This window comes from Eggerthella sp., from assembly GCF_048329335.1.
GTDB lineage: Bacteria > Actinomycetota > Coriobacteriia > Coriobacteriales > Eggerthellaceae > Eggerthella > Eggerthella lenta.
Window position 1 is genome coordinate 1 of record NZ_DBFEGU010000004.1, and the last position, 14,886, is coordinate 14,886.

Consider the following 14,886-nt stretch of genomic DNA (forward strand, 5'->3'; position numbering starts at 1 on the left):
GGCGCTCGCGATCCAGGCCGGGACCTGCGCCTTCTTCCCGACGCCGAACGCGGCCATCAGCGCCTGCGTCCCGAACAGCCCCGCGCTCCACGCCACCAGCGTGGTGAACACGATCAAAGGCCACTGGAGCTCCATTATTCACCGCCTCCTTGCCATTCATGGTCACGCAGGATATAGCGCACCGACGGATTGTTTCCCACATTAGGCAGCACGTGCACGTCTTCATCCGTGAAGGGCTTGCAGAACTCCCCGAGAACAATGCGCTCGGTTCCGTTTTCCGCACCTTCGAACGATTCGATGCCCTTATCCAAATCACCGAAGAAGCGCGCCATGCCACCGCATTGGCTGACGCATTGCGGCAGCTCGCCCTGGGCGATCTTCTGCTCGCAAAGGGTGCACTTCTCAACCACGCGCTCCTGCTCGTTCAAGTAACGAACGTTGTAGGGACAAGCCATCGCGCAGAACTGGCAGCCGATGCACTTGGACTTGTCAACCTGCACCGTGCCGTCCTCAAGCTTGTGCGAGGCGCCCGTCGGGCACACCTTCACGCACTCGGGGTCGGCGCAGTGCTGGCACTGCACGGGCAGGAAGTAAAGATAAGAATCCGCATCCTGCGCACCTTGTATAGAAGCATTCGGCCCGATGCGTAAAACCTTGTTCCAAAAACTGCCAATGGGCACATCGTTCACGGCTTTGCATGCGACAGCGCATGCCAAGCACCCGACGCACCGATTCAAGTCGGTGACAATAGCATACTGGGTCATGGCCTACTCCCTCCCTTCGTACGTCGGCAGCCATTCTTTGAGACGAGGATCGGAAGCATCGTGGATGATCTCAACGCCGTTGTGGTCGCAAGGCACCGGATTGCCGAACGGGGAGTTCTCGGGCGTTGCCTTGTATATCTTGCCGAGGTACGCACGCAGGTTAGACGCGCCGCAATGCGGATCGCGCGCCCAGTTGTCTATCAAGTGGTTGACCGCGCATAGCTCGTGGCCCGATCCCGATTGCTTGAATTCCGGGAACCACCACTGATGCTCGCAATTGATAGTGCCGGGACGGATCCCGTAGTACAAATCGGCAACCTCGCGAATCTTCCCATATGGCGTCTCAATCCAAACCCAATCTCCCTGTTCTATGCCATACGTGGCGGCATCGTCTGGATTGATTTCCACGCGCGGCACCGGCCATTGCTCGCGACACCACGGCAGCTGCCGGTGCTCGGAATGGAAGTACACGGGAATGCGGCGTCCCGTAGTGATGATCAGCGGGTATTCTTTGTACATGTCAGGATCGCTCACAGGACTGTGCGGTGGTTCGCGATACGTGGGAAGATTCCACTCGCCATCGGGATGGAACGACTCCATGACCGTAGACCATATTTCGATCTTCTTTGTCGGAGTGTAGAACCCGGGAAGCCAATCACCTTGAGAACCTACGAACCCACCCGCATTGCGAGCGCGATTCGCACCGGTTTCGTAGCGGCGATACGTTCCCCACAATTCCGGTTCAGTTTCCTTGCAATCCCACCAGCCATGTTCCTGGAAACGCTGCTCGAATACCTTCCATCCCTTCGGCTCGAAACCCGCCACCGACATGTCCAGCATTTCCTCGACGCTAGGATATTCAGGATAACCAGGAATAACGTTATAGGGGAGGCCTTTGTATTCGTACAACATGCGAATGATCTCGCCGTCGAACTTCGCTTCACCAGGCGGGTCGATGCATTTGACCGTCGCGCCCATAGCGCCCGAAGCGCCCTGGGATGAACGCGGACTGGACAACTCCAAGAAATGAGCGGCAGGCAAAACGATGTCGCACAAACCACCGCCAGGAGTGTGCCACAGGTTGCATTCCACATAAAAATCGAGCTTCTTGAGAGCCTCCCATGTCGTGGTGGTGTTGCACTGGTTCATGAAGTTCCCCGACGAATTGAACGCGCCAACGACCGGATACGGTTCTCCGGTGAGCACCGCATTCCACGTAGCCGCAGCATCGGCCCACATGCCCCACCAATACAGCAGCGGAATCTCATCGCGACCTAAGATCTTCTCCATCTGCCCCGGCGAAAGCATGGGCATGCCCGAACCGTTGTTGGCAAAACCCATCTGACCGCCCTCGATGGGAGCGCGCGTTGACGCACGCTGACCGCCCGGCGTATCGTAATTTCCCGTGATGGCCGTCAGATAATCAAGCGCGCGCACATTCTGGATGGCGGTATTCGCATGCTCGGTGGCCAGCATGTACTGAATACCGCCATTGCCATAACCCTTTTCCGGATGAAGGGGCGTGCCGTAAGCCATAGCCGCCGCACGAATCTGATCGGCCGGAACCCCGGTGATTTCCTCAGCGACTTCAGGAGTGTATTCCGCGCAGCGATCGGCGTACTTTTGAAACACCGGCTGCACCTTATGCGTCGACCCGTCTTTGAGCGTCACTTCGAATTCCCCAAACAACGCCGGATCTATTTCAGGGTCGAACGGAGTAGGATCAATGACAAAACCTTGATGGAAGCCAGGCGCGAGATTCTCCTGCGAAGCTTCCTTCCCGGCCGTCGGCTTCGTCCATTCCTCACCTTCCCAAAAACCGGTTTCGGAATCGAAATAGGTCAGCCTCCCAGCAAGGTTGTCCCAAACCATAAAACGCTTTGGGCTTCCGTCCTCCAGCAGATCCGATTCCTTCAGCAAATGCGTCTTGAGTTCGAATGGGGTCATGACAATGGGCGAAGCCTCGGTCCAGCCGGTCGGCTCCATGTCTTCGCACACGAGAAACGGACCGTTGGTCCACTTCTTCGTGAACAACTCGTCGTACAGATTGTTTTCAATGATGACGTTCGTCCAAGCCAACGCCATCGCCCCATCGGTACCGGGTCGCAGGTGCAGCTGGAAGTCCGCCTCTTTACCCATGTTCGTTTCGCGCGGATCGACGCAAATGTGCGTGGTCGAGCGCGTCGCCACATCCACAGTGGTGCGGCAGCTGTCATCGTAGTTCGACATCTCGGATGCACCGCCCCAGGCCACGTACACATCAGGATGGGCAACCGTCTCCATCCAGCTGTCGGCGAAGCTCGAGCACATAAGAGTGGCGAAATGGCGCGGGCCCTTGCAGATCTGCCACGCCTGCACGATGTTCGGCGAATCCCACAGGTACATGCCGTTGGACGCTCCGAACATGCACCACACGCGCGACGTGCCGCACATGCCGAACAGCGATTCGCCTCCGTAGCGCGCTTGCAGCTCGTCGAATTTCGACACGATCGTGGTCATGGCCTCATCCCAAGAAATACGCACCCAACCGGGATCATCGGATTCCTTGTCGTTCGTTCGTTTCATAGGATAATGCAGACGATCAGGATGGTATGCCGCCTGAATGGCCGCTTGCGATTTGGTGCAGCAGTTCCCCATCGACTGGAACGCCGTAGGGTCGCCCTCCATCCGAACGACACGCCCGTTCTGCACTACGGCGATAACGCCGCATTCCATTTTGCCGCAGCCGCGACACCCTGTTCGGATACGCTTGATGTCACCTCCCACCGGCTTATCGACGGCATCGTCAGCAACAGCCAAACTCGGCTCAGCCAACGCGGAGATGCCGAACGCCGCGCCTGTCACGACCGAGACTTTGACGAAATCCCGTCGCGACATATGCAGTTTACCCATACCCTCCTCCTTATTTTCGACCCTGCCCACGACGACCCCATTAAGGAGATCGCATCTTCCTTCAGTATGAAAAGCAACTCGAAGATAGGGAAATAACGTTTCGGCACACATCGCCCCGCATGCATTCCGATTCAAGCCCCTCCCATTCCGATGCGTTATAAGACCATGCCAACAGGCCTAAGGAAAGCGCGTGTACCTCTCAAAATCACCCAGGATGCTACAATGGCTTTTAAGACGAGCGATGCTGGGGGGGCATCGAACCTCGCAATGCAATCGCCGAATGGGTTTTCATTCGGCGGAGGGGGGGTCATCATGAACATCGAATCCTGCAGAGAATTCATCGAGCTCGCTCAATGTCTGAACTTCACCGAGGCGGCCGGAAACCTCAACATCACCCAACCGGCATTGAGCAAGCACATGCTCGCCCTTGAAAAAGAATTCGGAATAGAACTGCTTGATCGAGGGAAAAAAGGAGTTCAGCTAACCGAAGGCGGACGCATCTTGTTCGAAAGCGCCGGGGTCATCGTGAACGAATACGACAAGACCAGAAACACGCTCGAACAGCTCAAAGCGAAGCGCCCTATTCACGTGGTCGGACACATGGAAGACTCCGACATAGCCTCCCTCGCTTCTATGACGGCAATGATCGCCCGCGAAAATCATCACGCGAACATCGTTTTCGACCGCAACATCGACGACCCCTTCACGTTGCTATCGAGAGAGTCCATCGATTTGTTCATCGGATACACCAACCCCCGTCACGCCGAACAAGAGGGATTGATCAGTAGGCCGTTCGTGTCGATTCAATTGCTCGCAATCGTAGAAAACGACCATCCGCTTGCCAACCGAACCTCGATCTCGTGGAAAGATCTGCAAACGCAAACGCTGGTGAAATTCATGAGCGACAAGACGAACCCTGCCTGGGATCAAATCGAAGCCGCATGTATCGATTACGGATTCGAGCCCAAGACCAGGCCCGTATCGGCAGGCAACGACGTGGAGTTCTTCAGCACACCGCTCAGAGGCAACGTCCTCATATGGAAAAAGACGCAAAAGCAGATCGGCTTACTGCTGGAAACCGGAAAGCGCACCGGTATACCGATCGAGGAAAAAGACAAGAACCTCGTAGCATACGCCGTCTACCATCCTAGAAACGAAGAACGCTTACGCGATTTCTTCGCTGCGGCAGAAGAGGCCCAAACTCTTCTCGACCGGCGTAAGGATCGCAAAAGCGAGCAGTAGCCGCTGGTTGCCACGACGCCCTCGAAGTCTCCTTCGAGGGCGTTCTGTCGTTTGCAAGAAGGGTCTGGAGAGGCAAATCGCGCTCGAAGGGGCTTCGAGGCCGGGGTAGGTCGGGAGGGTGGAATCCGGATGTTTCACGTGAAACATCCGTTCTTTTACGGCCGGTGTTTCGCGTGAAACATTTTGCGGAAAGGACTCCTTCCCTTCCCGTGCGCCACCCCAACGCCCCGCTCCTAGCGCTCGTACACCTGGTCGCAGTTGAGCAGATCCTTCATGGAGTGCCAGATCTGGTGCGGGTTGCCCGGCGGGTTCTTGAGCGGCTTCATCGGATAGCGCTCCTGCGCGCCCGACAGCAGATCGACGGCGAACACTTCGTCGGACAGCTCGAGCGCGCCTTCCGGGCAGATGTCGGTGCAGCAGCGGCACTTCACGCAATCGACCGGACGATGCGTCACGCCGATCGAGCCGTCCTCACCCGCGTACTTCGCGATGGCCCCGGTGGGGCAGAACGTGGCGCACATCTGGCACGACGAGCACTTCTCGGGATCGATGATCACATGGCCCCACAAGCGCGTGTCCATGAGCACATCCTGCGGCTGCCCCAACGAATCGAGCGCGGCCAGCAAACGTTCGCGGCGGTCGGGAATGAAGTGAGGCAGCGTGCCGTCCTTGCCCACCTTCACGAACCTCGGCTCCCGCCGCTCCTCCACACCCAATGCGTCCTTGACGGCGTAGTCAGCCGTCACCGCCGCAACGTTCTTAGCCTCGTCCTTCATGCTGGAGAAGAAGCTCCGACGGCTCGCGTCGTAGCCCTCGTCGCCCGCCCGGCGCACGGATGAGGGAAGCTTTTCCGCCAGGTCGATGCGCATATCGTTGTTCCAGGTTGCAAGCAGCGCGCTTGCCGTGTCGCACACAACCCGCGCCATCTCGAAACCCGAGACATGCTCGCATTGCGCGCAGCGCGCCTGCACGAGGCTCACGCGGCGCACGCCCAACGCCGCCAGCGTGACCAGCAGGCTCTCCTCCACGCGCCCCAGGCACGTGACGCCCACCACCTTCTCGGGGTCGTACAACCCGTCGGCCGCGGCAAGCAGCTGATCGCAGGCGATAACCACCTGTCCGTCGGCCACGTCAGCCGCCGCGCGGCATGCTTGCAGAAGCTCGGCATCGTTCGGACGATGCGCTTCAAGCGCGCAGGTGGGACACACGGTGGCGCAGGTTCCGCACCCGATGCACCGCTCGGGTTCGATGACCAGCTCGTTGTCGTCATAGGAGATGCAACCGCTCGTGCACACGTCGGCGCACTTCATGCACGTTGCGTTGCGATTGCGCACAATAGCGCAACGACCCTGATGAACCGTAATGTCGGCGCTCTGAAGTTGTTCGAGCAGACCGAGGAAATTCGTCACGTGAGCCATGACTTCACCCTTTCTCGTCTACCCCCTTGCACCGCACAGTATAACCACTTTCGCCGTCTCACGCGAGAAAAAACGCGCTTGACACCTTCGACAGGCCTCCCTATCATGTGGCCTTGGGGAGTCCGCCGGCACGCTGATCGCGTGCGAAGCGGACATTGTTTGCAAAAGTGGGAACCTCAGGGGTGAGGTTTCGCGGTGCTGTGCGCCGTAAGTGCAAACAATGTCTGACGAGGGGCGGAACATGACTCACGATTCCACGAACCAGCATCTTTCTCTTGAGCCCGACTACGACGGGTTCGATCCACTTGAAGATTTCGAAGACGATGCGACCGAGGTCGAAGGCCGTGCCGACGAGTTCGTCGCCACGGTGAGCGCCGCCGAAGACGCGCTCGCTCACGACGCGATGGCACCCGCCACGCCCGCCATCTGCGAAAAGCCCGCTGAAGAGCGCATCGCCGACTTGTTGGAGGCCATGGCGCCGCGCCGCACGGTGCTGCTGGGCATCCTGGCCGCCTGCGCCGAGCCGCAGCCGGCATCCGCCGTGAACGCTCGCGTCGACGAGCTGCAGGAGAACAACTTCTCGGTGTACAGTGCAGCCAACCTGTGCTCCTTGCTGGAGAAGGCGGGCGCTATCGAGCGCGTCACGGCCGAGGGCGAACCCGCGGAGAACATCGAAGCCGAGCCGCAGACCGTCGTTGTCGACGGTGTCGAATACCTGGAAGCCCGCGAACCCGTCGAGATCTACTGGCGCATCACCGAGCCGGGCCGCGCGGCGCTTGAGGCCGACAAGCCGCTCGAGCGCCTGCGCGCCCTCCTGGACGAAGACGCCGCCTACGCCCCCATCTACCAGCGCATCCTCCGCCTGTGCGCGGCGGACGGCGGCACCACGACGCCCACCATCAACAACGCGGTCGACCATGACCCGCTGGTGCAGAAGCCGCGCTTCTACGCGCCCCACTTCGTCGACCGGCTGGAGAAATGCGACGCGCTGGCCTGGAGGAAGGCGTGGTGCATCACCGATATCGGACGCGCCGGCCTCGATATGCTGGCAGACGTCGTAGACGAGGGCGCACCCGCCGCCGCCCAGCCCGAAACCCCCGAAGTCCCTGCTCCCGCCGCATCCAAGGAGGACTAGCCATGACCGAAGCAACCGCACCCGCAACCGAAGCCCTCGTCGACGAAGCGACCATGCAGGAGCTCATCAAACTGAACGAGCAGCGCGCCGCCACGTACGGCCTGCTGTCGCGCCTGTACCGCGTGGAGGTGGACCAGCCCCTTCTCGACGAGCTGCGCAGCATGCGCTTCCCCGCCAAGACGGGCAACGAGAACGTGGACGAGGGCTACCGCCTGCTGGCCACGTACCTGAGCAACACCTGGGACAACAGCGTCACCGACCTCGCCATCGACTACGTGCGCGTGTTCATCGGACACGGCATCGACGCGTTCTCGGCCGCCTACCCGTTCGAATCGGTGTACACCTCCGAGAAGCGCCTGCTCATGCAGGAAGCACGCGACGAGGTGCTGGCCATCTACCGCAGCGCAGGCCTCGACAAGCAGGACACATGGAAAGAGGGCGAGGATCACATTGCACTCGAGCTGGAGTTCGAGCAGATCATGGCCACGCGCACGGTCGAAGCGCTGCGCAAAGGCGACGAAGACGAGGCCGTCGCGCTGCTGACCACGCAGAAGAACTTCCTCGAAGACCATCTGGCTGCATGGGCCCCCATGATGACCTCCGACATGAAGCGCTTCGCGCAAACCGACCTCTACCGGGGCTTGGCGTACTTGACGGACGGATTCCTCCAAACCGATCAGACGTTCCTTGACGACGTGCTGGCCGAAGACTAACCGCGCGGGACCGAAAGAAGGAGCAATGGACAACAAGCAGGATAAAACCTACGCCGGCATGACGCGACGTACGCTGTGCTTGGGCGCAGGCGGCGCAGCGGTCATGCTGGGCCTGGGCGGGTTGAAGTACGTAGGATCGCAGCCCATCGTACGCCCGCCGGGAGGACAGGACGAAGAGCGCCTCGTCTCCGCCTGCATCCGTTGCGAGAAGTGCTACGAGATCTGCCCGCGCAACGTCATCGCGCCCGCCCACCTCGAAGACGGCGTGCTGAACATGCGCACGCCAACGTTCGACTTCTCTGCCAACTGGTGCGACTGGTGCGCCGACGAGCACGGCGGCACCCCGCTGTGCGTCAGCGCCTGCCCCACCGAAGCGCTCAAGCTGCCCGACGGGGCCACAGCCGAGAACACCATCATCGGCAAGGCGGTCATCAACACCGACTGGTGCCTGGCATATAAGCTGATCGGATGCCGGTTCTGCTACGATGCCTGCCCCTACGAGGCCATGGAGCTTGACGAGAACAACCGCCCCGTCGTAATCGAGGACAAATGCAACGGATGCGGCGCATGCGAGAGCGTGTGCGTATCGCTGCAAAACGGCTCCATCTCCGAAGGGGCCACGGCGCGCGCTATCGTCGTTCACCCGCTTGAAGAAGTCGAAGGATAAGGTGTCCTCATGAAGAAGAACTCCAAGAAGCTGCGCACCCTCGTCGCACTGGCCATCGTGGCCGTCGTCACCGTCGGCTTCGTCACGAACGTCGGGATCGGCACCATGTCGGCGCCGGGCATCTGGGATATCTCCATCCTATGCCCGCTGGGCGCCTTGGGAACGATGCTCGCCTCCAAGATGATGGTGCCGCGCGCCGTGGTCTCGCTGGTCGTGATGGTGCTGCTCATCGTCGTGTTTGCGCGTGCGTTCTGCGGGTGGATGTGCCCTGTGCCGCTCGTGCAGAAGTTGCGCGGCTTGTTCGCAAAGAAGCAACCCGTCGAACGCGGCGACGCTGCCGATCCTGCCGCGGCGCCGCTCACGAAAGTCGAGATCGACGCGCTGGGCGTTTCATGCTCGAAGGGGTCGAAGGATGGCGGCGGATGCGCGTCCTGCGCCTCCAAGCGCGGAGCCGCGCTCGATGCTCGCCACTTCGTGCTGGGCGGCGCGCTGGCGTCCACCTTCGTCTTCGGATTCCCGGTGTTCTGCCTCGTCTGCCCCATCGGACTCACGTTCGCCACCATCCTGCTGGTCATCAACCTGTTCTCACACGGCGATGTCACCTGGTCGCTCATCGTGGTGCCCGCGCTGCTTATCGCCGAGGTGCTGCTGTTCAAGAAGTGGTGCCATAAGCTGTGCCCGCTTTCGGCGTTCATGAGCCTGATCGCGAAGGCGAACAAGACCTTCGTGCCCACGATCGACGATGCGAAGTGCCTGGAAACGGCGAAGGGCGGCGCGTGCGGGGCCTGCGGCCGCGTCTGCGAGGAGGGCATCGACCCGCGCCACCCGCAGCTTTCGCAGGCGGCATGGAGCGAGTGCACCAAGTGCCGCGCCTGCGTGGACGCATGCCCTGCGAACGCGATCACCATGCCGCTGCTGCCGCGGCGAACGCCGTCTACCGCAGAACCTGTCGCCGTGCCAACGAACGCCGAGAAGATCGACGCGGAGAATGCGCGCCCCGTTCCGTAAAGCCCCTCCTGCGCGACCCGGCTCGCAGCTGCAGCGGTCTGGTCGCGCATCCGGAATCGGGCCGAGCCCGACCCCGGGCAAAAGGCGGCTTGGCAAGGGCTTTGGGGGACGAGCCGCCTTTTGCCCGGGAGCGACATCCCCGCTCCCCCTCCCTGCGAAAAGAGGGATGCCGCTTCCGGCCTTCATCTGACAACCACGACGTGGGAGGACGAAAACCCATGGCATACGAAACGACAAGCGAATCGACCGAGGCCCTGCTCGTCACCGGAGGCGTCGGCACCGGCAAAACGCAACGTCTCGTCGAGCGCGCTGCCGCGCTGCTGGCCGAAAACGCCGCCGCGGGCAACGTGCTCGTGCTGTGCGCGACGCCCCAGGCCGCACGCCTGTTCTCGGAGCGGTTGACAGCCCGCGTCGGTGCCAAGCGCGCTGCCGGCGCAACCGTCGCCACCGCACGCGCCTTAGCGCTCGACGTGCTGGCCGACGACGGCGCGCGCCGCTGGTCGGGGCGCGAGCCGCGACTACTGACCGCCTTCGAAGAGACGTTCCTCATGGAGGACATGAAGGTGAGCGGGCTGCGGCCGAAGCGGCTGCGCGAGATGCTCAAGTTCTTCTACCGCTCGTGGACCGAGCTGGCGGACGACGATCCCGATTGGCTGCTACCGGGCGAGGAGGCCGATGTCCATACGCTGTTGAAAGAGAACCTGGTCTTCATGCGCGCCGTCATAGAACCCGAAGCGGCGAACCTTGCTGCACGCTACCTCCGAGAACACGACGAAGCGCGGGCGGCGCATTCCTACGCGCACGTGCTGATGGACGACTACGCCTGCGCAAGCCGTGCCTCGCAGACGCTGGCGAATCTCGTCGCAACCTGCTCGATCACCGTGGCGGGCGACGCGGAAACCTGCATCGAGACATACGATTCGTACCCCTATGCCGCCGGAATCGACGAATTCCTCGCAACGCATCCCGATGCTGCTTGCGAGCACCTGGATGCCGACGCGCCCGATGCCGTCGAACGGGTCGCTCTGGCAAGCGACACGCCCGAAGCCGAGTTCGAACAGGTGGCGCGCACGGTGGCCGAAGCCGTCGCCGCAGGAACGCCCGCACGGCAGATCGTCGTGGCCGTACCGAACAGCGTGTGGTCGCGCAACATCGCAACCGCTTTGCACGCACGAGGCGTGCCAACCGAAGCGCTCGCCATCTCGCAGCCCCTGCGCGGCGACGTGCGGGACAACGCCCGCTGCACGCCTGCGCGCATCGCCACGGCCCTCAACCTCGTGGCGAACCCAGACGACACCGCGGCTTGGCGGTGCTGGTGTGGATTCGGCGACTACCTGGTGAACAGCGCGGCTTTCGCCAGACTGCGGACTTGCGCGAAGGAGCGCAGTATCGGCCTCGTGGACGCTTTGGAGATGCTAAGCGAAAACGACTGCGAGCACGTAGTGGGCGCGCAACGCGTGGCGACCGCCTACAAGGACGGTCGCGCGCTCATCGAGCAGGTACGAGGATTGCGGGGCACGGCACTGCTGGACGAGCTGACGCGCATCGTCACCGACGGAGCGGAATCCCAAGCGCCCGCCGTTCTGCGCGAGCTCTGCCTCGAGCACGGCAACGCAGCCGATGAAAACCCGGAAAGCCTTTACGATGCCGATGCTGCGGCGATGGCGCGGCGCATGGCCGAGCGCCTGCTCGCGCCCACGCTGGAGGTTGCCGACGCGGTAGCCGTCGTCCCCTACGACTTCGCCTGCGGCTTCTCGCCCGACCTGCTGATCGTCGCCGGCTTCGTGAACGGTTTCATCCCCTCCCGCGACTATTTCGACGCCACGGTGACCCCGCCCGAGCGCCAGGAGAAGATGCGCGCCGTCGACGAACGACGCGTGCGCGCGCTCACAGGAAAGGCCGGCCGCGCGGTGGCGCTGTCGTACTTCACGTCCACCGACCTCGAAAGCGCCGGCAAGCTGAAGCTCAAGATCAGTCGCATCCGCCTCAAGAACGGTATCCGCACCTGCACTATAGAGCCCAGCCTATTCCTGGAGCAAATCGCAGCGCAGGAGTAGCCGCGACTGGGGTGGCTTTCGCAGACCCGCCGATTTGACGATCTCGAAAAGCACGCCTCAGCGAACGAGGCGTGTTTTTCGAGCGAGGATCGGTCGGGGCGAGCTATCCGGCGTCCACACTCTCCAGCAGCTCCAACAGCTCCTCCCGGTTAGCGGTCTTCGTTTTCGCATAGATGTGGTTGAGGTGGGTCTTCACGGTGTTCTTGGAGATGAACAGCTGTTTCTCGATATAGGCGCCCGTGTGGCCGGTTGCCCAGATGGCCAACACCTCCTGCTCACGCGGCGATAAGCCGCATTGCACGGCCACGCGCTTCACGCGGAGGGCAAGGGCGTCGACCGCGTCCTCTTCGACGACGGCAGGCGATTTGAGAGACAGAGGCGATCCCATGATGACCAGCAACGCCGCCATAAGCGACAGCAAGATGGCGATGGCCACCGATTCGGACGTGGGCAGCACATCGGTCACGATCTGGCCCAGACAGCTGCCGCCCCATTGGGCGAATCGCATAAGCGCCAGGCACAGCAGCGCCGACAGGCCGTCCTTGAAGAAGGAGTCGATGAACAGAAACCATACCAGGTACTTAACCAGCTCCGCCCCCACCAGCGCCACGCTGAACGTAGTGCCGCCCCCGAAAGGATCAAGCGATGCCGGGAGCAGCGAAGCCATAGCCATCAAAGGAAACGCCAGGTAGAAAGCCAACATGGCGTTCTTGCGATAAAAGAGGTACGCCAACAGGATAGCGACGAACGACGCAAGCGCAGGCACGCCGGCCAGCGCGCCGTGGAACTCGGAAGACACCTCGAAACCGCCGATCACGCCGTTCGCCCGCGTCGCCCCGTAGCCGAAGAACGCGAGCGAAATAGCCGCCATCGGCTTCCAGGGAACGCGCGACAACGATACGCGCAGACTGTCGCCGTCCAAAGAAGCGGGCAGCATCCGCACCTCCGATGCGCCCCGTTCCCGTTCGCCCCGCACCGCGATTTCGAGCAGCCCGAACGCGCCGAACGGCAGCAGCACGGAGACCGCGAGCACCGACAGGGCGGGCAACAGCGAGATCAGGGCGAACAAGAGGAATCCGAGCAAGTACGCCGTCCCTGCGCACACGGCGGTGCGCTCCACGCCCTGCACGCTCATGCGCTCTTCCCATCCGAGACGCAGCGTGCTTCCCAAGCCGCTCAGCGCGAAGGCGATCAGCATCCAGCCCATCGGCGCCCGCCCGAAACCGGCAAGCGCGGCAACTACGATGGCCAAGCTCGACACGGCGGCGAACACCGCCAACAGCACGGTGCGTCGCCTAAGAGGAGCCGTCCTGCGCGCGAGCAGCACGAGCACGAGCGCGGCCAAGGCCGTCAGCGCCGCCTGCACGATTTGCGCCTCGCCCACGGGCGCCTCATGGCGCAGGTCGCCGAACAGCACCGATCCGTTCCAGAACACGAAGCTCCAAGCGATGTAGCAGGCCAACCCCGCACTGTCGAACAGCATCGCGCGATTGGGTTTGGGGAACGGCACGGCACCGCCTGACCGGGAGGTCTTTTTCGTCGTATCGTCCGCTATGGAAGCGTTGCTGCGCATGCGGCACATACTAGCCGATGGAACGCGTTCGCACAAGGCGAACCCGTCCGACGCGCAAAGCCGTCGAACGGGTTCTGGGAGAGGGAGGAACGTCAAGGCTGGCAAGCGTTATGCGAGCGCCGCCGCGTTCGCACCGGCCACGCGGCCGAACACGAACACGTCGGTGATGGAGCAAGAGCCCAGGCGGTTCGTACCCATCTTATGGCCGGCCTGCTCGCCGGCCGCGAACAGGCCGGGGATGGGCGCGCCGTCGCTATCGAGCACCTGCGCGTCGGTATTGATGTGCAGGCCGCCCATGGTGTAGTGCACCGACGGCTTGTACGCCAAGATGTAGTAAGGGCCGCCCTCGATGGGATTGAGCGCCGCGCGGTAGTTGAAGTCGGGATCGGCGCCATCCTTACAGTAGCCGTTCCACTTCTCCACGGTCTTTTGCAGCTCAGCGGCATCGATGCCGAAAGGTTCGCACGCCTCGGCGATGGTTTCGCCCTTCGCCAGCTGGCCGCGCCCGAACAAGCCGTCCATCTCGGCCGCGTTCACCGTGGCGATGTCGGTGTGGTCGAGGCCGTCCTGGCTGAAGATCATGTAGCCGATGCCGTCCGTCTGCTCCTTGATGGCGTTGGAGATGACGTCGCGGCGTTCCATCTCCTCGACGAAGCGGTCGCCTTCCTTGTTGACGCAGATGGCTCGATTCTCCAGGCGCATGTTGCCCACGTACAAGAGGGCGCCCGTCTGCGTGTCGCAGGTGGGATACGTCTGGATGTACTGCATGTCGATGAGGTTCGCACCGATCTTCTCGGCCATGACGTGGCAGTCGCCCGTCGCGCCCACCGAGTCGGTGGAGAGTATCTTCTCGTCCATCTCGGGGTTGTACTTCATGCGCATCTCGACGTTGGAGCCGAAGCCACCGGCCGCGAGGATGACGGCCTTCGCCTTGAAGTCGTAGGTTTCGCCCGTGGCCGTGTTCGTGGCTTTCAGTCCCACGACCGCGCCCGAGGCGTCCTGCACCAGCTCGTCGGCCTTCGTGTTGCGGCACACCTTGAGGTTCTTGAGACCCTCGGCACGCTTGTCCAGCTTGCAGATGATGCCGCTTCCCTCGTTGCCTTCGGGGATGAGCGAGCGGATGACCGAGTGGCCGCCGAAGAAGCGCTCGTAGGGCTGCCACGCCACGCCTCCGTTGAAGATGAGCCACTCCATGGCGCCGTACGCGCCTTCGCAGATGACGTTGACCAGGTCGGGGTCGCCCACGTGATCGCCGCCGACGATCATGTCCTCGGCCATCTTCTCCACGCTGTCCTCGATGCCGTCCCGCTTCTGGAACCAGTTGTTCGGCACGGCCATGGCGCCGCCGGACAGGATGGTATCGCCGCCGACGATGCCCAGTTTCTCCAACAGCACGACGTTCTTGCCGGCCTCGGCC

General features: G+C 62.1%; 11 protein-coding genes. 6 read left to right on the forward strand and 5 right to left on the reverse strand.

Translation table 11 applies throughout. The annotated features are described in order from the left end of the window. Nucleotides 1-134: 134 nt before the first annotated feature. Both ACMO6A_RS00105 and ACMO6A_RS00110 read right to left on the reverse strand, forming a co-directional pair. Complete coding sequence (locus tag ACMO6A_RS00105) at nucleotides 135-764, reverse strand: 4Fe-4S dicluster domain-containing protein (protein WP_009306126.1); 630 nt, start codon at nucleotides 762-764, stop codon at nucleotides 135-137. Nucleotides 765-767: 3 nt separating this feature from the next. Further along, a complete protein-coding gene (locus ACMO6A_RS00110; RefSeq protein ID WP_009306125.1) occupies nucleotides 768-3,656 on the reverse strand; it encodes a molybdopterin-containing oxidoreductase family protein in 2,889 nt (962 codons plus the stop codon). A gap of 312 nt (nucleotides 3,657-3,968) precedes the next feature. Here ACMO6A_RS00110 and ACMO6A_RS00115 point away from each other — a divergent pair, with 312 nt between their 5' ends. After that, nucleotides 3,969-4,898, forward strand: coding sequence for a LysR family transcriptional regulator (locus ACMO6A_RS00115; RefSeq protein WP_009306124.1), 930 nt, complete (start codon nucleotides 3,969-3,971; stop codon nucleotides 4,896-4,898). 233 nt (nucleotides 4,899-5,131) lie between these two features. Here ACMO6A_RS00115 and ACMO6A_RS00120 read toward each other — a convergent pair whose 3' ends face one another. Continuing rightward, on the reverse strand, nucleotides 5,132-6,316 hold the full coding sequence (locus tag ACMO6A_RS00120) for a 4Fe-4S binding protein (protein WP_009608142.1): 1,185 nt from the start codon (nucleotides 6,314-6,316) through the stop codon (nucleotides 5,132-5,134). 241 nt (nucleotides 6,317-6,557) lie between these two features. On the opposite strand from ACMO6A_RS00120, the gene ACMO6A_RS00125 reads away from it, so the two are divergent. The 5 genes from ACMO6A_RS00125 to ACMO6A_RS00145 all read left to right on the forward strand — a co-directional run bounded on the left by ACMO6A_RS00125 (nucleotide 6,558) and on the right by ACMO6A_RS00145 (nucleotide 11,896). Continuing rightward, a complete protein-coding gene (locus tag ACMO6A_RS00125) occupies nucleotides 6,558-7,451 on the forward strand; it encodes a hypothetical protein (RefSeq protein WP_418470613.1) in 894 nt (297 codons plus the stop codon). A gap of 2 nt (nucleotides 7,452-7,453) precedes the next feature. After that, nucleotides 7,454-8,164, forward strand: coding sequence for a TorD/DmsD family molecular chaperone (locus ACMO6A_RS00130; protein WP_114554780.1), 711 nt, complete (start codon nucleotides 7,454-7,456; stop codon nucleotides 8,162-8,164). 25 nt (nucleotides 8,165-8,189) lie between these two features. Then, nucleotides 8,190-8,831: a 4Fe-4S dicluster domain-containing protein gene (locus ACMO6A_RS00135; RefSeq protein WP_114554781.1), complete on the forward strand. Its 642-nt coding sequence runs from the start codon at nucleotides 8,190-8,192 to the stop codon at nucleotides 8,829-8,831. Nucleotides 8,832-8,840: 9 nt separating this feature from the next. Next, a complete protein-coding gene (locus ACMO6A_RS00140; RefSeq protein WP_418470614.1) occupies nucleotides 8,841-9,839 on the forward strand; it encodes a 4Fe-4S binding protein in 999 nt (332 codons plus the stop codon). 218 nt (nucleotides 9,840-10,057) lie between these two features. After that, nucleotides 10,058-11,896 (forward strand): UvrD-helicase domain-containing protein, encoded by a 1,839-nt coding sequence (locus ACMO6A_RS00145; protein ID WP_021409701.1) that lies wholly within the window; start codon nucleotides 10,058-10,060, stop codon nucleotides 11,894-11,896. A gap of 103 nt (nucleotides 11,897-11,999) precedes the next feature. Here the strand turns inward: ACMO6A_RS00145 and ACMO6A_RS00150 are convergent, their stop codons facing one another. Both ACMO6A_RS00150 and ACMO6A_RS00155 read right to left on the reverse strand, forming a co-directional pair. Next, nucleotides 12,000-13,406 (reverse strand): helix-turn-helix transcriptional regulator, encoded by a 1,407-nt coding sequence (locus ACMO6A_RS00150; RefSeq protein ID WP_226844549.1) that lies wholly within the window; start codon nucleotides 13,404-13,406, stop codon nucleotides 12,000-12,002. 171 nt (nucleotides 13,407-13,577) lie between these two features. Further along, on the reverse strand, nucleotides 13,578-14,886 hold a 1,309-nt coding region (locus tag ACMO6A_RS00155; protein ID WP_418470615.1), incomplete at its 5' end, for a flavocytochrome c.

Excerpts from the sequence above, each read along its gene's own strand:
- ACMO6A_RS00140 (WP_418470614.1), top strand. The coding sequence starts at position 8,841 with ATGAAGAAGAACTCCAAGAAGCTGCGCACCCTCGTCGCACTGGCCATC.
- ACMO6A_RS00110 (WP_009306125.1), bottom strand. The coding sequence starts at position 3,656 with ATGGGTAAACTGCATATGTCGCGACGGGATTTCGTCAAAGTCTCGGTC.
- ACMO6A_RS00115 (WP_009306124.1), top strand. The coding sequence starts at position 3,969 with ATGAACATCGAATCCTGCAGAGAATTCATCGAGCTCGCTCAATGTCTG.
- ACMO6A_RS00120 (WP_009608142.1), bottom strand. The coding sequence starts at position 6,316 with ATGGCTCACGTGACGAATTTCCTCGGTCTGCTCGAACAACTTCAGAGC.
- ACMO6A_RS00125 (WP_418470613.1), top strand. The coding sequence starts at position 6,558 with ATGACTCACGATTCCACGAACCAGCATCTTTCTCTTGAGCCCGACTAC.
- ACMO6A_RS00105 (WP_009306126.1), bottom strand. The coding sequence starts at position 764 with ATGACCCAGTATGCTATTGTCACCGACTTGAATCGGTGCGTCGGGTGC.
- ACMO6A_RS00145 (WP_021409701.1), top strand. The coding sequence starts at position 10,058 with ATGGCATACGAAACGACAAGCGAATCGACCGAGGCCCTGCTCGTCACC.
- ACMO6A_RS00135 (WP_114554781.1), top strand. The coding sequence starts at position 8,190 with ATGGACAACAAGCAGGATAAAACCTACGCCGGCATGACGCGACGTACG.
- ACMO6A_RS00130 (WP_114554780.1), top strand. The coding sequence starts at position 7,454 with ATGACCGAAGCAACCGCACCCGCAACCGAAGCCCTCGTCGACGAAGCG.